This is a genomic window from Burkholderia stagnalis, assembly GCF_902830275.1.
Classification (GTDB): Bacteria; Pseudomonadota; Gammaproteobacteria; order Burkholderiales; family Burkholderiaceae; genus Burkholderia; species Burkholderia stagnalis.
In genome coordinates this window covers 177,592-196,499 of the sequence record NZ_CADESW010000015.1, presented here as the reverse complement: position 1 = coordinate 196,499, position 18,908 = coordinate 177,592, and the positions used below count along the sequence as shown (strand labels likewise).

Genomic DNA, 18,908 nt, shown 5'->3' with positions numbered 1-18,908 from the left:
CGAGCGGCCTCATAGTTCGCTCGGCTATCTGACGCCTGCGCAGTTCGCCCGGGCGCACGACGCGAAGCAGCAGTTTTTAACCTCGGACTCTAACTGCAGTTCGGACTAAAACCGGGGGCAGGTCACCTCAAATTGGATAATCGCGAAAATCGCGGATGAGATCGCGAAGGTGAGCAACTGGCCAAAGTGGCGCCTGAGGGCATCGACGTGATCGTCGACATGGTAGGAGGCGAACAACTTGCCGCCGCGTTAGAAGTTGGGCGGCCCGCTGCGCTGGGATCATGGCCTACCTCGACCAGATTCCCTAGAACGGCAGCTCATCCTGCGTCACCTCGCGCGGCGGCTCCTCATGTGGCGTCAGGTGCTCCGACAGCAGCTTCAGTTTGTCCAGCAGTTCGTCGAAGGTGATGACTTCGACGTTCTTGCAGGCATTGCGAAACACCTCGAAGCTCCGGCGCTGCATTTCATCCTTGAGCAACATGCCAGTGATGACCACGCACTTGATGGCATCTGGGCGCGAATCCTGGAGCTCGGGCCGTACCCGATGAATCAGCCAGTTCTCATGGATCTTGCTTTGCTGGTACAGCACCTGCGACACCGCGCCGCTCAGGTCTTCGTCTGGCGCGAACACTTCCCTGTTTCGGTAGGCCTTTGGGCGCAGCAAGGGGCTTGCGGGTGTCTTGATTTCCACGATGGCCATGGCGAAGCCTTTTTCGGCCAGCAGGAAATCTCCAATTTGTGCGCCGGTACCGTCCAGTCCTCCGCCTTGGGCGTGGAACTGAGTATGAAGCAGCCTGACGGGACGGGCGAAAATCATGGTCAGGATGAAGATGTTGCGCTCGAAGAACTTCTGCCACGCCGTCTCAGGCAGGCCCTTCTGAAGCATATCCTCGTACTTTTCAATCATCTGGGCCAGCGTGACGCGTTCAATTTCGGCATGCAGCTCGATGAGTTCCTCGGGCGCTTCGGCCGCCAACGTTTCCACGTTGGCGCGCACTGCTTTCACCGTGGCTTTTCGCCCGGAGCGAGCGGCGTCTTTGTTTTGCCTGCCCCGGTCCAGGCGAACCTCGACCAATTGGCCTTCCGGATTGACCTGGACAATCGGTGGAAACCGCTTAGGGTCCAGCGGGGCCAGAAGCGCATTGCGGATGTGAGTCACCCGGGCCTGTTTCGCGACGTCGCGCATCTTGCGAGTTGTGCGTTCGAAAGCACGACGTATCCGGTCAACTTCGCTCTCCGGAATTCGCACCGTGTCGCCGTCCACCCGCAATGCGCCATCGCGTGCCACCACGAGGGTGTTGAGTTTCCGAAGGCTCAGCAGGCCTCGCCAGATTTCTTCCAAATCCCTGGTGAGCCCCAGTCCAAAGATGCACTGGTTGGACGTGCGCCATGGAAGCGCAAGTTCGATGTGGGAGACCGCCGATGCAGCACTATCCGGCAGATCGCTTCCAAAACTCTTTTCATAGATGACTGTTCTGAACGGACCATGCCGTGGGCTCAGGTACCGCAGTGCATGCGGATTCGTAAATACCGGATAGGTGATGATTTCTTTCAGAAACACCCTTGCCAGCTGATGCCAATCGGACTCGGGCAGGCTCTGCCAACGACGAGGTTCCGAGGTGTCCTGCTCGAAGGTCTGCATGAACAGATCCCTGTATTCCACGCCATTTTCGGTCACACCAGCTTCAAGCCGGAATGATGGCTCCATGACCTCGGCATCCGTATACCACCTGGTTTGCCGCTGACGTTTCTTTGCTGCCATTGGTCTCCCTCCTGAGACATGCGGCTAGATAAAGCCGAGATCGCCACCAGTGGATTATCCCGGACAGTCACGCCGATGCGTAGGGAGTGCTCCTATATGGCGCAAATAACTAGCCTAAAATCCAAGGCCTGGATGCGCTACAAGGCCGTCCCTTTGGCAATGGATACCTTTCCCCGAGACGCTATCGACCTAGATACACCGACGTAATCTGCGTCCTCTCGTGTCCCAACTCTCGGCTGATCGCCTGCCGCGCCTGTGCATCCAAGGCGCGCTGCGCAGATGTCAGTGACCGCGCCGAAGGCCCGCCAGCGGCCGGCGCCTTCCAACTCGTCAACGCTTCGTAACGATCCTGCGCGTAACGATGCCGCAGACCGTGCATGTTGCTCAGGCCCGCCGCCTTGCATTGCCCGTCGTAGGTGTGGCGCTGCCCGATATAGCTCTTGTGCGCCGGGATCAGCGAGCCCGCGCCGGCCAGTTGGTGCGCCAGGTCGAGCACGCGCCGCTGCTCGGCCGTCGTGATCGGCACGGTACGCTCGCGCCCACCCTTGGTCCAACTCCCCTTGAGCGCGATATGGTCGCCCCGGTCGGCATAGACGGGCTGGAATTTGATGGACTCTTCCCGCCGCAGGCCGAAGGCCTGCTGCAATTGCAGGCTCATCCGCACATGCGCATCGCGCACGCCGTCGAGCGCATCCCCGAGCGTCTTTGACTTGTCGGCGTTGGTTACATGCTGCCGCTCCGGGATGCCGAGGTGGGCGTTGTCGGCGGGAAGGATGCCGGCCTTGCCTACCTTCTCGGCCCACCAGCGCAGATGCGACATGCGGTTTTTCACGGTGCCGGCCGACAAGCCTTCGGCCTGCCAGCGTTCGACCAGCGCCTCCACATGTTTGCCCTTGAGTGAGTTGGCGCGCATCTGCCTGAAACCGGCTTCGCGCAGCTGGCGGCTGACCAGCGTCAGTGCGCGCAGGCGGTCGGCCTGGGTGGCGTGGCTGCCGTCGCGGTTGCGCTGGCAGAGCTGGCGCAAGGTGTAGGTCAGGTCATCCATTGCGGCTCCGTTGCGACGGGGGCGCGGGACCACCACGAAGGTGGCTCCCGCGTTCCGTTCGGCTTACCAGCCGGTGTAGTGCAGCAGCAGGGATGCAATCACCCGGCGGCGCTGCTGGTCGAGGCTGCCCAGATCGGCCAGGCCTTCCACGCCGGCGCGGCGCAGCAGTTCCTGGCTGTCGTGAGCGTTGTAGAAGCTGACCAGGGCAGCGATGAAGACCCGTTCACCGGAACTCATCACGCCCAGTGCCTGGCCAATACACGGCAGGTCAGGCTCCAGATCCCACTTGTTCCTGGCATGGGCCAACGCATCGCGGCGGCCATCACCGAAAAACTGCGGGCCGGCCAGACGAACGCCCTGCTTCCAGGCATCGAAAAAAGCGTTGGGCGCCTGAGCAAAGTGGGACTCTTCCTGGACCAATTGCTCCAGTACGGAAAACGGTTGAGACGAAGGCATCGCATTTCTCCTGTCAAGGTGGCGAGATAGCAAGGCTGAGTGGCGGTTCGGTAAGTGTTGTTGCCGACTCGCCAGGGCGAGACTCCCGAAGGACAAGGGCCAGGTGCTCAGTTCACCTGTTGCCTCAGCTGAGGCGCCCGCCGTGCTTCCTGGAGGAAGGTCGAGCGGGAGGTACTGCGGGGCAAGACAAAGCCAATAGCGGTGATGAAGACCTCCTTCGTAAAAGTGAGCGGGATGGGGATACGGACAGCCCCGGGCGTTGCACCCGGCACGAGACCGCGAGGAAAGACGCGCCGTGGGCGCAGAGGGAATGCAGACAGGCGCCGAAGCGCGGGAACAAGGAAGGCTCTGCCCCGTGGGTAGGGGCGGTATGCGGGGGAGCCTGGGCATGCATGGGGACGGTTCCACCCTGGACGGGCGACGCTTGCAGGAACCTGCGTCTTTGGGGTTGCCGATGTACAACGCCCATCGGTCCTGGCGTAGTGCAGGGCCAGTGTAGGAGGGCATCGTCACGCATGCCGCAAACAATAGGATTGCGCGCAAGCCCGTATTCCGCGCAGGGGCCGGGGGGCCGTCACTGCGGTCGCAGTGACGGCCCCCTTGGCGCAGCGAGTGGGTGCGGCAACAGATCCGGAGGCCCGCTGTTGCGCATATGGGGTGGCCGCTCCGTGGGCCCACCCTCTTGCGCAATCTGTCGCATGGACATTTGTGGCACGCGACAGGAAGTGCATACGGGGTAGGTCGGCGGGTGATAGGTCGGCATCCCGATGTTGGGTTTCCCTGCTTTTGCTGCGCCAGGAAAAGCTGTTTGCTCCATCTATCCCACGGGGATTAGGTGCAAACGGTCGGGCCGATCCTGTTGCCGAGAGCGGCCGTCTAGAGCATCAGCCTCGCTCAGCGCTGGCGAGATAATCCGCCCAGGTTTGCATGAGGCCGGTACGCTTGGCAAACAGATCGCCGCGCGCGTAGGCGGCTTCCGTCTGGTCGCCGATCACATGAGCGAGTGCGGCCTCGGAGACTTCCCGTGCATAGTCGGTGGTTTCCCGTGCCCAATCCTTGAAGGTTGAGCGGAAACCGTGAACTGTCAGGTCGCTGCGCCCCATGCGTTTGAGCAGTTGAAGCATCGCCATGTTCGACAGGTGCTTGTCACCACTCTTGCCGCCTGGGAACAGGAACGGACTCGCCCCTGCCTCAACGAGCGGCGTGACGATTTGAAGCACCGACGTGGACAACGGAACGCGGTGCTCGCGCTTGGCCTTCATGCGCTCGGGCGGAATGGTCCAGATCTTCGCTGTCAGATCGAATTCTTCTTTCCGTGCGCCAGCCACCTCGATTGTGCGGCTCGCCGTCAGGATGGTGAGCTGCAAGGCGAGGGCCGCGTTCCCGTCTTCACGTTGCACGCGCGCCATGAAGTCGGCGGCTTCGCCATAGGGGAGGGCGGCATGGTGTTTGGGCTTGCGGATGCGGGAAGGCTTGGCCAGCAATTGGTCGAGGTGTCCTTTCCAGCGCGCCGGGTTCAGGCCGGACCGGTAGCGCTTCACGGTCGCCCACGCCAGGATAGACTCGATGCGGCCGCGCAGTCGTGTGGCTGTTTCCGTCTTGCTGCTCCAGATGGGTTCCAGCACCTTCATGATTTCGTCTGTGTCGATGTGAGAAACGTCGTGGTTGCCGATCACCGGATTGGCGTAGGTCTCAATGGTGTTTTCCCATTGCGTCGCGTGCTTCCCGTTCTTCCATGAGCCTCGATGGGCTTCGATGTACTGGCTGGCGCAGTCCCGGAACGGCAGGGATTTCGTGTGCGCCAACTGCCCCGCCTTATGCTGGGCGCGGCGGTGATCCAGCGGATCGATGTTCTCCGCGAGCTGGCGCCGGCATTCCATGGCCTTGATGCGCGCGTCGGCGAGGGAAATGGCATGGGTCGGGCCAAGCCCCATGCCCCTGGCGCGTCCGCGGCGCATGAACCGGAACAACCACGACTTGGAAAGCGTCTTGGTCACTTGCAGGTAGAGGCCGCCGCCGTCGCTGTACAGGCCATGTTTTTTCACGCGTGCTACTTGCAGCACGGTGAGTCGGTTAAGGGTCCGCATCCAAAGCTCCTGACTAGCGAATTCGCTATCAAATGGTTCCTGGAACCCTTCGGATTCGGTTGGAAGAATGCGGCATGGGTCGCGCCCGCATAGATTTCCAACTTTATGAATCCAAAGGCTTTTTGGAACTCAGTGGAGCTGCATGGATTTCACAATATGGGACACTCTCTCCGCCATTCCGACTCCGTCTCCGCCAGAAATGGCGGAACAAGCCCCGCAAGTTCTCGGACTTGCGGGGCTTTTCTTTTTCCGGCTCCGCCGCGCCGACTGCCGCACGCGGCGCAGTCGTTTCGCTTCATTGCCCGATCAGCCAGACCTGCCCGAATTCGGTGGCCGGCAGCGGCGTCGCCGCGATGTGCGCGCTGCGCAGGAATTCCCCGTCCGCCTGTTCCCCCTTGCCGACCATGCGAATCGATCGATTCCGCAGGAGCGGGTCGTTCTGCACGAGGTCGTTGAGGAACACGTTGCGATCGACGAACACGAACACGATGCTGCGCCGGTTCGCTGGCGCGTCGGGTATCCGCGCGAGCTGGGTGCTGATGTGCGTTTCGATATTCCGCAACTGCCATGGCACGAGGATCAGCAGGCTGCACACGATGAAGGCGCCGGCCAGGTTCCGGAATGCCGGCAGCGCTTCGCCGTCGTCGTTGCGGAATCCGCCGGCGACGGCGGCGCCCGCGAGGATCGGCAGCACGCCCCATGCGGGATGGAAATAGCGGTATCCCCAGCCGTTCCCCTGATCGAACGGAACGAAGAAGTAGGCGAAGAAGGTCAAGAGGGCCGATGCGGCGAGCAGTTGCACGGCGCGGTTCTCCCGCCAACGCGCGTACCCCATGCACGCGAGGATCAGGAGGCCCGGCACCGCCCATACCCACAACTTGATGACGCCGGCCGCGCGGATGACGAATATCGATGCACTCGGCAACGAAAACACCGACGCGACCAGCGCGAGGAAGCCTTGGGACGGTGCGTGCGCCAGCTGGCCGGCCCCGTCGGCGGCGACGTGGGCCTTGAACAGAACCCAGCCCAGGCCGAGCAGCAGGGTGAGCGGAGCGTATCCCGCGATGAGCGCCGCCGCGTGTCGCAACGGCGGGCGGCGGCCGAGAAACCAGATCAGCCACGGCAGCGCAAACAGTGTGTGGGGCAGCGGGTTGTGGAAGGTCAGCGCAAGCGAGCCGACGATGCCGCTGACGAACAGGCGGCGCGCGGTCGGTTGCAGGAAACCCCAGACGAACACGAGATTGGCCAGCAGCAGGCCGGTCATTGCAAAGTATGAAATGCCCGAGCCCGCGAACGCGGGCGAGGCGACGGTGAACAGGATCGCCCAGCCGGCCACCGCTTCGTTCTCCGGAAACAAGAGGCGACAGGTGCGCGCGATCGCGACGACGGTCAGCGCCGACAGCACCGGATTGCACAGCCATTCGGCGCCGATCAGGCTGAACGGCGCCATTGCGAGGGCGAAACCGGGCCAGTAAGCGGAGGTCACATCGCCTCCGGCGCGCGATACGACCAGGAAGTAGTTCTGGAATGGCTGATAGATGAGCCGGTCGAGCCACGACGGCGGGAAGTGCGCCGACAGCGCGCCGCTCGCGAAGATGCGGCTCTGGAACCACGCGGTGTATTCGTCCATCGACAGCGGATGCGCGTGATAGACATAGCGCGCGGCCAGCGCGAGCACGGCGCCGGTCACGGCGGCCACACGCCACGGATGGCGCCCGCACGCGGCGGCCACGGTGGACACGCGGCCGCAGAACGGGGCGATCGCGGCGGCCAGCAGGATCAGCAAGACGCTCGCCTCGGCGACCGGACGATCGTATGTGTAGAGCAGGTAGAAGAAGAACGACGACATCAGGCCCGGCACGTGCGGATCGAACGCGAGCAGCAGGGCGCAGATGCAGGCGCCTGCGCCGGTCCGGACGAACAGGCGCGTGGCGGGAGAGGACAGGTTCCCGACGAGCGGCACGCGTTTTCCAATTCCCTCCATGGCTTACCTCGGGCGTGTCAGCAGATCGCGGATGATGCCGCGATAGGTGTTCGCGCAACGATCCCAGGACCAATGGCTGTCGGCCCAGGCTGCCACTTCCCCGCGCCGCCGGGCGAGCAGGTGCGGATCGCCGGCCAGTTTTGCCAGATGACGATGCCAGGCTGATTCGGCGTCGCTCTCATCCACGCTTTCGGAAAACAGGACCTCGCCGATGCCAGGCAACGCCGATGCCGTATCGTGGCTCACGATGGCCGGCGTGCCGCACGCCATCGCCTCCTGCACCACGAGGGGAAAGCCCTCTCCGACGCTGGGCAGGACCAGCAGGTCGGCGGCGCGGTAAAGCTCGGCGAGCGTCGCGCCCGAGCGGTCACGGAACACGCGCACGTTGCTGCGCGTCCAGCACTCGGGGTCGAGCTGCCCTGAGCCGGCAAACAGCCATGTCACGTCCGGCAGCCGCTCCGTCAGCTTTTCCAGCAGGCCCAGGCCTTTCTTCTCGACGAAGCGGCCGACGAACAGAAAGCACGCACGGCCGGCTGGAACGTTCAGGCTGGCGCGCAGCCTGTCGCGCTCTGCGTCCTCCACCGGGAAAAACGTGGAAGGATCGAGTCCGTTGGGCACCAGGTGAGCATGCTGGCCGTTCCGATCGTCCGGAAGGAAAAGGCGCTTGACGACGGCGCTGACGAACGCCGCGGCATCCGAGCGCCTGAGCATCGTGCGCCCGAGCGTCGCGTTCGCCAGATCAAGGACCGAGCGAATGAGCCTGCTGCGAAACGGCACGGCACCCACGTGCTGCGTGATGAGCACCGGCTTGCGCTGCATTTTCGCCATCACGTACGCGGCAAGGCTGCCGACGTAGATGTAGTCGTGCAGGTACACGAGGTCGGCGTCCCGCACGGCATTCCATAACGACCTCGCGAGCAGCGGCGACCACAGCGGATACGGCATGTGGAAGCGGCGCTCGAGCGGATTCCACGTGGGGACGCGCAGGCACGTCACGCCCTCCAGGACGGGTGCCGGGTCGCAATCGCTGGCGAACCACGTAATCTTCGCGGCCGAATTCCGCGCCAGCGCCTCGGCGAGATGGCCGGCGACGATCTCCACGCCGCCCCGGTGGGCCGGGAAGAAGTGGGTTATCAGCAGGATACGCACGGTCGGCAGGTCGTGTGTCACGGCGTGAAAGTCCAGCCCGAGTGGGCGACGAAGTTGAAGAGGGTGAACAGGACGGTGATGACGATGCTCGCCAGCAGGTAGTGAATGCCCAGCACGTCCACCAGCAGGAACATGATCGACAGGTTCAATGCAAGGGTGCCCAGCATCACGGCGTAGTACCGACGGATTTCGCGCAGCTTAGGGCGCGACGCGTGCGTGAACGTGAAGTACTTATTCAGGGCGAAGCCGATTCCGTTGACGACGAGAAACGAGATCACGACGGCGACCAGGTAATGCCAGCCGATCCGGGTCGTGACGAACCAGAGCGTCAGCAGGTTCAGCAGCGTGCAGAGGCCGCCGACGAGGACGAAGCGCAGGAACCGTCCCGGCAAGCCGTCGATGGCGGAGATCGTGCGCGGAATTATCGTGACCGGCTCCTGTGCGCGAAGGAGGAATGCGGAGAGCCTACGCATGATTCGCGCTTTCGATGATCTGGTGCTGCATGCCGAGTATGGCCAGCGCATCGTCGGCGCCGATGCGCTCCGCCACGGTTCCCGTACGAATCGACGCTGCGAAGCGCGAAAACACGTCGTCGTTGCCGTAAAAGAGGGTGCCGCGCAGGTGCCGGACCCCGCTCGTGAAGTGCTGCAGCCAGTGCTGCCACGTCGCGGACAACGAGGTTCGCAGGACCGTGGCCGTCGTATGCGCGCCGTCGTTCGGCAGGCGGATATAGATGTCGCGGAAGACGTCGACGATTCCCATGTAGCGCTCGCCGCAGACCACGACCTGCCACTCGCTGACCGGCGATTCGAAGTTCATGTTCAGCATGACCGGAACGGCGCCGTGCGCGGCATCGCATCGGTAGTGCGCCGTGATCAGGCACGGCGTGCTGAGCCCGGTGCTGCTCGGGACGACGGTGGCCTGATTGAGCGTCAGCCCGCCGGGCGCCAGCCGTCGCAGCAGGTAGAACATGTGCGGGCTCTCGTCGTAGAACAGCCCGAGCGGCAGGCCGTCATACCAGGCCGGCAGGCGACGTTCTGGATTCCCGAACTGATGGGCGGCGATCGAGCGTATGTTGCCGAACGCGCCGCGTTCGATGTCGTGCAGCAGGTGTTTCGTCGACGATGCGAACTGGAAGTTGTGCACGATGCACAACGTCCGCTCGACCTGCGCGGCCAGCCGGACCAGTTCCTCGCCTTCCGCGACCGACATCGTGAACGGCTTTTCGGTCAGCACGTGCTTTCCTGCGCGCAGCGCTTCCGCGATCAGCGGGTAATGGGCGTGAGGGCAGGCGCCTACCGTCACGGCATCGACATCGTCCAGCCACGGCACGTCGGCGAGCGATCCGGTGCATGCGTGGTGCCGGATGTTCAACTGCCGGGCGACGTTTTCCGCGCGCTGCGGCTTTCGATCGATCAGGCCGACGACTTCGAAGTTCGGGTCGCGCCGCATGACGGGCAGATGACGGTGCGTCGTGACCCATCCGAGTCCGATCGACGCAACCCGGATCCGATCATTGGTTCGGTCGAGGGGAGTCATGAGGGGCTATTTCCCGGCCGCGGTGGAGGAAGCAGCATGCCGCTTTCCCTGCTCCCACACCAGCATGTTGAGGAGAAACGCGGAGAATGCGCCGTCCAGCCCCAGCACGATCAGCGTCGTCGCGACGACGGCCAGATGCACGGTGCCTTCCATCGGGCGCAGCGGATCGGCGAGCCAGTTGAACAGCATGCCGGCATCCAGCGCGAGGCCGACCAGCGTGGCGGCGACCCCGCTGATCAGGCACGCTTCCATCGCGAGCGGGCCGGTGGCCCATCGAACGATGCGCCCGCGCAGTGACGGATGCTTTGCGGCGAGGATGACCTTGGCCAGCACGCCCATCGTCACGATATTGAAGCCGACCAGCGTCAGGAGACTGCCGAGCGCAAGAAAGTGCGGGCCCATGAAGTGTCCGAACAGCGTCGTCGGGCCGCCTGCCAGCAGACCGAGCAGCAGCAGGCCCGCAATGAACAGCAGGAACCCCGGCATCACGAAGACGTGGTTGGGCGCGTACGTGAGAATGAAGCGCAGGTGCCGCCAGCCGTCGCGGAACGAGCGCAGGTGCGGTGGGCGGTTGCGCTTGTCGGGGTGGAGCACGGTCGGAATCTCGACGATGCGCAATCCGTTGCGTGCCGCGTTCATCACCATCTCCGATGCGAATTCCATCCCGGACGTCTGCAGATTCATGCGCGCAAACGCCTCGCGCGTAAACGCACGCATCCCGCAATGGAAATCGCCGACCGGAACCCGGCAGATCAGCCGCGCGATCGTCGACAGCACCGGATTGCCGAGATAGCGATGCAGCGGCGGCATCGCATGCGGCATGATGCCGCCCTTGAAGCGGTTGCCGATCACGAACTCGTAGCCTTCGTCGATCTTCTCGATGAAGCCGCGCAGGTTCGACCAGTCGTACGAGTCGTCCGCGTCGCCCATGATGACGATGTCGCCGTCGGCCGCCGCGATGCCGGCCATCAGCGCCGCACCGTAGCCGCGCACCGGCTGGTGCACCACCTTCGCGCCGAGCTGGCGTGCGATCTCGACCGAGCGGTCGGTGGAGCCGTTGTCCGCGATGACGACCTGACCGGTGACGCCCAGCTCGGCGAAGCTGCGCTGCGCCTTCTCGATGCACATCGCCAGCGTCATTTCCTCGTTGAGGCAAGGCATGACGGCCGACACCCGGATTCGTCCGGACGAGGCCCCGTTCGCGACTGCGGCCGGCGCGGCGCGAGGCGAACCCGACGTGCTGCCGTAATCCGGGCGCAGAAGAATATCGCTCGCCATGCTGGATCTCCCGATTGGTCTCGTGCTTTTTCTGGTTCTTGTTCGATGGCGGGCCGGCCCGACGTCACCTGCCGACGCGTCGGCGCCATTTCGCCCATCTGCGGCGAATGCAATGCGTGGTGTTCAGCGCAGGGCCCGACGGCGGACCGCACCGGCATCCGGTGCGGCCGGTGCCGGCGTCATCACCATCCGGACTGCGATCGCGTGCGGCGATGCGGCGGCCGCACGCGGACGGTCGCGTAGGCCGCTGCGGGCCACGGCGCGATATGGCCGGGTGTGTCGAAGCGCGTGCGGCCACGGCTGCGGGAAGGCGCAAGCCGATTCCGGAAAGGGCTGCCGAAACGGCATGTTTTCCGCCATGCCGAAATGAATGAGCGCAGCATGCTGCTCAACCCCGAATTCGCCGCCCATGCGGCTTTCGCTCTGGTTTTCATATTCACCCCGAATACGAAATGTTTTATCTGAGTGTATGGCGTCTACATGCGCCGCCCAACCAGCGTTTACGCAAATCCTCCGACTAGCGGGTTGCGTATCGCCGGTGGGGCTGATCAATCCCGCACGCAGGGAGCGTGCCAATTGGCCGGGACGGGCTTGCTGCCTGATGGCCGGTTGCCGCTTCACATGCGGCGGGGATTTCGAAGGCGGAAATGTTTCGGTCCTGCAACATGCGGCATCGTTCGGGCCACGGTGCGGCCGGCCTTCCCGGTGTCGGGGCGGTGCTTGGCGACCGAAAACGCGCCGGACGAAACGTTGCGTGGCGCACGGTGTTTCGGGCGTGAAACGTCTGACAAGGAAACAGGCGTGCGCGCGGAGTGACCTTGAAGCGTCGGCGTGCACCGCGATCGAGATGTCCGATGCGCGCGGTGTCGGACGAAATGAATGGATTATGTAATTTTCGATGTAAGGAAACGCCGGCGCAACTCACGGCACACCGTGCAATCCGTGACGTTGTTCGCGAGCCGCGGCGCCGCGCCGATATATCAAAATAACCTGTCCCCGTACGAAACCGGCAAATCTTGTTTTGCTGTCCTGCACAAATTAGCGCAGAAAAATCATCGATTTAAATACCCGCTCCACAGGGGTGCATTGCTGCGCTGCAAAAAATAATCAACCGAATTATGCTGGTTAACCCGGTAGCGTTTGAGCGGCATCAAGCTTTCGCACGATGCCGCTTTACATTTGCCCGACACCGGCGATCCACGAAATCTACCTTTCTTTTTGATTTCGTTCCTTTCGCCGCGCCTGCCCCCGATCCAGCGCGCGGCACTCTGTGGGCCTTACTGACATGCATGATCTCCCCATTCTGAGCCTGGCGATCTGGGTTCCGATTCTGTTCGGCGCGTGCCTGTTGCGCGCCGGTTCCGACCGCCATCCGCGCCGCACGCGGCTGATCGCGCTTGCCGGCGCGGTGGCGGGGCTCGCGACTGTCGTGCCGCTGATCACCGGCTTCGACTCGCATTCGGCCGCGATGCAGTTCGTCGAGCAGCGCAACTGGCTCGCGGCGTTCGACGCTGGCTGGCGCCTCGGCATCGACGGCGCATCGCTGTGGCTCGTCGTGCTGACGGCATTCACCACGCTCGTGATCGTCGTCGCGTCGTGGGAATCCGTCACCGTGCGCGTCGCGCAATACCTCGCATCGTTCCTGATCCTGTCCGGGCTGATGGTGGGCGTGTTCGCCGCGCAGGACGGCCTGCTGTTCTTCATCTTCTTCGAGGCGACGCTGATCCCGCTCTACCTGCTGATCGGCACGTGGGGCCGCGAAAACCGCGTGCATGCGGCGGTGAAGTTCTTCTTCGTCTCGTTCGCGGGTTCGCTGCTGCTGCTGATGGCGATGCTGTACCTGTACGCGCAGTCGCACACGTTCGACATGAACGCGTGGCGCACGCTGCGGCTCGGCTTCGCGCCGCAGCTGCTGGTGTTCCTCGGCTTCTTCGCGGCGTTCGCGGTCAAGGTGCCGATGTGGCCGGTGCATACGTGGTTGCGCGACGTGTACACGGACGGCCCGACCGGCGCCGCGCTGATGCTCGGCATGCTGAAGCTCGGCGGCTACGGCTTCCTGCGCTTCGCGCTGCCGATCACGCCGGACGCGAGCCACTTCTTCGCGCCGGCCGTGCTCGCGCTGTCGCTGTTCGCGATCATCTACGCGAGCCTGCTCGCGCTTGCGCAAACCGATCTCACCAGGCTGCTCGCGTATTCGACGGTCGCGCACATGGGGCTCGTCACGCTCGGCCTGTTCCTGTTCAACCAGATCGGCGTCGAAGGCGCGATCGTGCAGCTCGTGTCGTACGGCTTCGTCGCGGGCGCGATGCTGCTGTGCGTGAGCGTGCTGGTCGACCGCACGAAGCAGCGCGAGATCGCGGCCTACGGCGGCGTCGCGAGCGTGATGCCGCGTTTCGCGACGTTCGCGCTGCTGTTCTCGATGGCGAACGTCGGGCTGCCCGGCACGTCGGGTTTCGTCGGCGAATTCATGATCATCATGGGCGCGATCCGCTTCAACTTCTGGATCGGCGCAATCGCGGCGCTGACGCTGATCCTCAGCGCGTCGTACACGCTGTGGATGCTCAAGCGCGTCGTGTTCGGCAAGATCAAGAGCCCGCGCATCGCGCAGCTCGTCGACCTGAACCGCCGCGAGATCGCGATGTTCGCGTCGCTCGCGCTGATCGTGCTGATGGTCGGCCTGTATCCGAAGCCGTTCACCGACGCGATCGACCCGACCGTCGCGCGCCTGATCGACGAAGCGGATCATTCGAAGATGCCGGCAGGGGACGGCCCCGCGCCCGCGCAATCGTCGTACGTGGCATCCGCGCCCAACAGCTGAGCGTCATCGTCGTCGTGCTTCATGCGTCGCATGCGGGAGACCGCAGGCGCGCATGGTTGCGCGCGCATCCTTATCGGCGCGCGCGCCGCACAACCCCGCGACAATCTGACACACGACAAATCCTGCAACGATGATTTGTCACATTTGTTGATTTTCGACAAATCCTATCGCCGTAAGATGCGGCCACTTTCGTGGATCGAATGCGCATCGGGCGTGGATGGATTCAATGACAATCAGGCTGTGTGATGAATGAAAAGGCTTTGAAAGGCGCGTCGAGACTGCTGCCGCTCGCCGCTGCACTTGGCTTGTCCGGCTGCAAGCTCGACGTGCTGAATCCGAAGGGGAGCATCGGCGTCGCGGAGAAGGCGCTGATCGCGACGTCGACGTGGGCGATGCTGCTCGTCGTCGTGCCGGTGATCCTGCTGACGCTGTTCTTCGCATGGCGTTACCGCGCGTCGAACCGCAATGCGACCTATGCGCCGGACTGGTCGCACTCGACCGCGATCGAGGTCGTGATCTGGACGGTGCCGACGCTGATCATCCTGTTCCTCGGCATCCTCACGTGGAAGACCACGCACGAGCTCGACCCGTACAAGCCGCTCGAGTCGTCGGTCAAGCCGATCGACGTCGAGGTCGTCGCGCTCGACTGGAAATGGCTGTTCATCTATCCGGAGCTCGGCATCGCGTCGGTGAACCAGCTTGCGATTCCGGTCGGCACGCCGGTGAATTTCCGCATCACGTCGGATTCGGTGATGAACTCGTTCTTCATCCCGCAGCTCGGCGGCCAGGTCTATGCGATGGCCGGCATGCAGACGCGCCTGCACCTGATCGCGGATGAGCCCGGCAACTACGCGGGCACGTCCGCCAACTTCAGCGGCCGCGGCTTCTCCGACATGAAATTCCGCACGCTCGCCGAGCCGCGCGAGCAGTTCGATGCATGGGTGAAGAAGGTGAGGGCGTCGCCGGACCGGCTCGACATGACCGCGTACGGCACCGTCGCGCAGCCGAGCGAGAAGGCGCCGGTGCGCTACTTCTCGTCGGTCGATCCACGGCTCTTTCACAACATCATCGCGAAATACAACGATGGCCACGTCCTCGACCTGAAGGACGCCGCCTGCGGCACGAAGGGGTAACGCATGTTCGGCAAACTGACACTTTCGGCGATCCCGTTCGATCAGCCCATCATCATGGGGGCGGGCGCCTTCATGGGGCTCGTCGTACTGGGCATACTCGCCGCACTGACGATCACCGGCCGCTGGAAATGGCTGTGGAGCGAATGGCTCACGTCGGTCGATCACAAGAAGCTCGGCGTGATGTACATCATCGTCGCATTCATCATGCTGCTGCGCGGCTTCGCCGACGCGATCATGATGCGCATGCAGCTTGCGCTGTCGTACAACGCGCCCGGCTTCCTGCCGCCGCACCACTACGACCAGATCTTCACCGCGCACGGCGTGATCATGATCTTCTTCATGGCGATGGTGTTCATGGTCGGCCTGATGAACCTGGTCGTGCCGCTGCAGATCGGCGCGCGCGACGTCGCGTTTCCGTTCATCAACTCGCTCAGCTTCTGGATGACGGCGGTCAGCGCGATCCTGATCAACATCTCGCTCGTGATCGGCGAGTTCGCGCAGACGGGCTGGCTCGCGTATCCGCCGCTCTCCGAGCTGCAGTACAGCCCCGGGGTGGGGGTCGACTACTACCTGTGGGCGCTGCAGATCTCCGGCGTCGGCACGCTGCTGACGGGCGTGAACTTCTTCGTGACGATCATCAAGATGCGCGCGCCGGGCATGACGCTGATGAAGATGCCGGTGTTCACGTGGACGGCGCTCTGCACGAACGTGCTGATCATGGCGTCGTTCCCGATCCTGACCGCGACGCTCGCGCTGCTCGGCCTCGACCGCTACTTCGGCATGCACTTCTTCACGAACGAAGCGGGCGGCAACGCGATGCTGTACCTGAACCTGATCTGGGCGTGGGGGCATCCGGAGGTGTACATCCTGATCCTGCCGGCGTTCGGGATCTTCTCGGAAGTCATCGCGACGTTCGCGAAGAAGCCGCTGTTCGGCTACAAGACGATGGTGTACGCGACCTGCGCGATCATGGTGCTGTCGTTCCTCGTGTGGCTGCATCACTTCTTCACGATGGGCTCGGGCGCGAACGTGAACGCGTTCTTCGGGATCATGACGATGATCATCGCGATCCCGACCGGCGTGAAGGTGTTCAACTGGCTGTTCACGATGTATCGCGGCCGGATCGAATTCACGACGCCGGTGCTGTGGACGATCGGCTTCATGGTGACGTTCACGCTCGGCGGGATGACCGGCGTGATGATGGCGATCCCGGGCGCGGACTTCGTGCTGCACAACAGCCTGTTCCTGATCGCGCACTTCCATAACGTGATCATCGGCGGCGTGCTGTTCGGCTATCTCGCGGGCTTCAACTACTGGTTCCCGAAGGCGTTCGGCTTCAAGCTGAACGAGACGCTCGGCAAGGCCGCGTTCTGGTTCTGGCAGATCGGCTTCTACGTCGCGTTCGTGCCGCTCTACGTGCTCGGCTTCATGGGCATGACGCGCCGCCTGAACCACTACGACAACCCGGCCTGGCACCCGTGGCTGCTGGTCGCCGCATTCGGCGCGGTGCTGATCGCGGTCGGCATCGCGTGCCAGCTGCTGCAGCTCGTCGTCAGCATCCGCAATCGCAACCTGCCCGAGAATCGCGACACGACGGGCGACCCGTGGGGCGGCCGCACGCTCGAGTGGGCGACCACGTCGCCGCCGGCGGACTACAACTTCGCGGCCATCCCGCAGGTGCGCGCGCTCGATGCGTTCGCCGACATGAAGGCGCGCGGCGACGGCCGGCCGAATCCGGCGACGTACCGCGACATTCACATGCCGTCGAACACGTGCGCGGGCCTCGTGATCGGGATCTTCAGCCTGGCGCTCGGCTTCGCGCTGGTGTGGCACATCTGGTGGCTCGCGATCGCCGGCCTGGTCGGCATCGTCGCGACGCTGGTGATCTACAGCTCGCGCGACAACGACGGTTATTACATTCCCGCCTCGACGGTGCGGCGGATCGAAGAGTCGCGACACACGGCGCGCGTGGCCGCGCGCGTCGACGACGTGGAACTGGAGGCCAACTGATGTTGCAGAAAACCCTCGACGCGAACCTGCACGTGCATGAGCACGCGGACGATCATCCGCCGTCGCATTCGGTGTTCGGTTTCTGGCTGTACCTGATGACCGACTGCGTGATTTTCGCGGCGCTGTTCGCAGCCTTCGCGGTGCTTGGCCACCAGTATGCGGGCGGCCCGACCGGCAAGGACCTGTTCGACATTCCGGGCGTCGCGCTCGAGACGGCGGCGCTGCTGCTGTCGAGCATCACGTACGGCTTCGCGATGCTCGGTGCGCACCGCGGCAAGCGCGGCGCGGCGCTCGGCTGGCTCGCGGTGACGTTCGTGCTCGGCGCGGCGTTTCTCGCGATGGAAATGCGGGAGTTCTCGCACCTGATCGCCGACGGCGCGGGCCCGCAGCGCAGCGCGTTCCTGTCGGCGTTCTTCACGCTGGTCGGCACGCACGGGCTGCACGTGACGGCCGGCCTGATCTGGATGATCGTGCTGGCCGCGCAGATCGTCGCCCGGCCCGAGCTGAGCGATCGCGACATCCGGCGCCTGACGTGCCTGAGCCTGTTCTGGCACTTCCTCGACATCGTCTGGATCTGCGTGTTTTCCTTTGTCTATCTCGCGAGCGTGATCTAAATGGCCCATTCGCATTCGTCTCAACTCGAAGAAGGGCACGGCAGCGTCGGCGGCTATGTCGCCGGCTTCATCCTGTCGGTCGTGCTCACGGCCGCGTCGTTCGGCCTCGTGACGGGCGGCGTGCTGTCGCCGCATGCGTCGCTTGTCGCGCTCGCGGTGCTGGCGTTCGTGCAGATCGTCGTGCACCTCGTGTACTTCCTGCACATGAACAGCTCGTCCGGGCAGCGCTGGAACGTGATGGCGTTCAGCTACACGGTGCTGACCGCCGCGATCCTGATCGTCGGCACGATGTGGGTGATGCACAACGTCAGCATGAACATGATGTCGCGCTAGCGCGCAGCGGTTCCCCGGCATGATGAACAGAGCGGCACGCATGTGCCGCTCTTTGTCGTTGCGGCGCCGCACGCGGGGCACGGGCAAGCCGCTGCGCTATCATTCCGGCCGGCCGCGGCGGGGCGAATGTTACAAGACGTTAGCGCTGCTTCCCGGTTGCGATCCCGCGCATCAGTTCTTACAAACTTGAAATATGCGCGGGCGGGGCATCCCGCTATAGTCGAATCACCCACGAAACAACCAGAAGAGGACTCCATGAAGACCTTGCGTATTGCGTCGCTCATGACCGGTATGGCGACCTTGCTCGTGTCGGGCGCAGCAATGGCGGGTGTCAATGTCGGGATCAACGTCGGCGTGCCGGCGCCGGTCTACGTCGCGCCCGCGCCGGTGTACGCGCCGCCGCCGCCGCCGGTCGTCTACCAGCCGGCGCCGGTGTATGCGGCGCCTGCGTATGCCGCGCCGGTGTACGTCGCGCCCGCGCCGGCCATCGTGATCGGCTGGCACGGCGATCGCTACTGGGACGGCCGCCGCTACTGGGGCCGCGACGAGTGGTATCGCCATCGCGGCCGCGGCTGGGATGACCGTGGCCACTGGGATCACGATCGCGGCCGCCACAACGGCTGGCGTTGATACGCACGCGCGTCGCAGGTTCGTGAGAAACCGCCCTTCGGGGCGGTTTTCTTTTATGGGCGCGCAGCCC

General features: G+C 63.9%; 16 protein-coding genes. 6 read left to right on the top strand and 10 right to left on the bottom strand.

Features of this window, described 5'->3' with window-relative positions; translation table 11 throughout:
- Positions 1-304 precede the first annotated feature (304 nt).
- The 10 genes from HWY45_RS24655 to HWY45_RS24610 form a co-directional block, all read right to left on the bottom strand.
- Positions 305-1,762 (bottom strand): Shedu immune nuclease family protein, encoded by a 1,458-nt coding sequence (locus tag HWY45_RS24655; protein ID WP_059885748.1) that lies wholly within the window; start codon positions 1,760-1,762, stop codon positions 305-307.
- A 181-nt stretch (positions 1,763-1,943) separates the two neighbouring features.
- Positions 1,944-2,807, bottom strand: a complete 864-nt coding sequence (locus tag HWY45_RS24650; protein WP_059565737.1) for a phage integrase N-terminal domain-containing protein — start codon at positions 2,805-2,807, stop codon at positions 1,944-1,946.
- 63 nt (positions 2,808-2,870) lie between these two features.
- On the bottom strand, positions 2,871-3,263 hold the full coding sequence (locus tag HWY45_RS24645) for a hypothetical protein (RefSeq protein ID WP_059565738.1): 393 nt from the start codon (positions 3,261-3,263) through the stop codon (positions 2,871-2,873).
- A gap of 884 nt (positions 3,264-4,147) precedes the next feature.
- A complete protein-coding gene (locus HWY45_RS24640) occupies positions 4,148-5,350 on the bottom strand; it encodes a tyrosine-type recombinase/integrase (RefSeq protein ID WP_059885746.1) in 1,203 nt (400 codons plus the stop codon).
- Positions 5,351-5,645: 295 nt separating this feature from the next.
- On the bottom strand, positions 5,646-7,334 hold the full coding sequence (locus tag HWY45_RS24635; protein ID WP_059885744.1) for a hypothetical protein: 1,689 nt from the start codon (positions 7,332-7,334) through the stop codon (positions 5,646-5,648).
- 3 nt (positions 7,335-7,337) lie between these two features.
- Positions 7,338-8,504 (bottom strand): glycosyltransferase family 4 protein, encoded by a 1,167-nt coding sequence (locus HWY45_RS24630; protein ID WP_081069926.1) that lies wholly within the window; start codon positions 8,502-8,504, stop codon positions 7,338-7,340.
- Positions 8,501-8,956, bottom strand: a complete 456-nt coding sequence (locus HWY45_RS24625) for a GtrA family protein (RefSeq protein ID WP_124480056.1) — start codon at positions 8,954-8,956, stop codon at positions 8,501-8,503. The genes HWY45_RS24630 and HWY45_RS24625 overlap by 4 nt, the downstream gene beginning before the upstream one ends.
- Entirely contained in the window at positions 8,949-10,022 is a 1,074-nt protein-coding gene (locus tag HWY45_RS24620) for a Gfo/Idh/MocA family protein (protein WP_059885740.1), read from the bottom strand. Before HWY45_RS24620 ends, HWY45_RS24625 begins: the two co-directional genes overlap by 8 nt.
- Positions 10,023-10,028: 6 nt before the next feature.
- Complete coding sequence (locus HWY45_RS24615; protein WP_063895674.1) at positions 10,029-11,183, bottom strand: glycosyltransferase family 2 protein; 1,155 nt, start codon at positions 11,181-11,183, stop codon at positions 10,029-10,031.
- Positions 11,184-11,423: 240 nt separating this feature from the next.
- Positions 11,424-11,711 carry a hypothetical protein gene (locus HWY45_RS24610; RefSeq protein ID WP_150999260.1) on the bottom strand — a complete coding sequence of 96 codons (288 nt, stop codon included), beginning with the start codon at positions 11,709-11,711 and terminating at the stop codon, positions 11,424-11,426.
- 874 nt (positions 11,712-12,585) lie between these two features.
- Between HWY45_RS24610 and HWY45_RS24605 the strand changes: the two genes are divergently transcribed.
- From HWY45_RS24605 to HWY45_RS24580, 6 genes are all read left to right on the top strand, one after another.
- Complete coding sequence (locus HWY45_RS24605) at positions 12,586-14,118, top strand: complex I subunit 4 family protein (RefSeq protein WP_059885737.1); 1,533 nt, start codon at positions 12,586-12,588, stop codon at positions 14,116-14,118.
- A gap of 245 nt (positions 14,119-14,363) precedes the next feature.
- On the top strand, positions 14,364-15,251 hold the full coding sequence (gene cyoA, locus HWY45_RS24600; protein WP_059885735.1) for a ubiquinol oxidase subunit II: 888 nt from the start codon (positions 14,364-14,366) through the stop codon (positions 15,249-15,251).
- Between the two features lie 3 nt (positions 15,252-15,254).
- Complete coding sequence (gene cyoB / locus HWY45_RS24595) at positions 15,255-17,261, top strand: cytochrome o ubiquinol oxidase subunit I (RefSeq protein WP_059885733.1); 2,007 nt, start codon at positions 15,255-15,257, stop codon at positions 17,259-17,261.
- Complete coding sequence (gene cyoC, locus HWY45_RS24590; protein ID WP_059885731.1) at positions 17,261-17,875, top strand: cytochrome o ubiquinol oxidase subunit III; 615 nt, start codon at positions 17,261-17,263, stop codon at positions 17,873-17,875. Before cyoB ends, cyoC begins: the two co-directional genes overlap by 1 nt.
- On the top strand, positions 17,876-18,208 hold the full coding sequence (cyoD, locus tag HWY45_RS24585) for a cytochrome o ubiquinol oxidase subunit IV (protein ID WP_017331748.1): 333 nt from the start codon (positions 17,876-17,878) through the stop codon (positions 18,206-18,208). It abuts the gene before it with no gap.
- Positions 18,209-18,463: 255 nt separating this feature from the next.
- The gene (locus HWY45_RS24580; protein WP_059885729.1) at positions 18,464-18,838 is read left to right on the top strand and encodes a hypothetical protein; all 375 of its coding nucleotides are present in this window, start codon (positions 18,464-18,466) and stop codon (positions 18,836-18,838) included.
- The last annotated feature ends 70 nt before the right edge of the window (positions 18,839-18,908 follow it).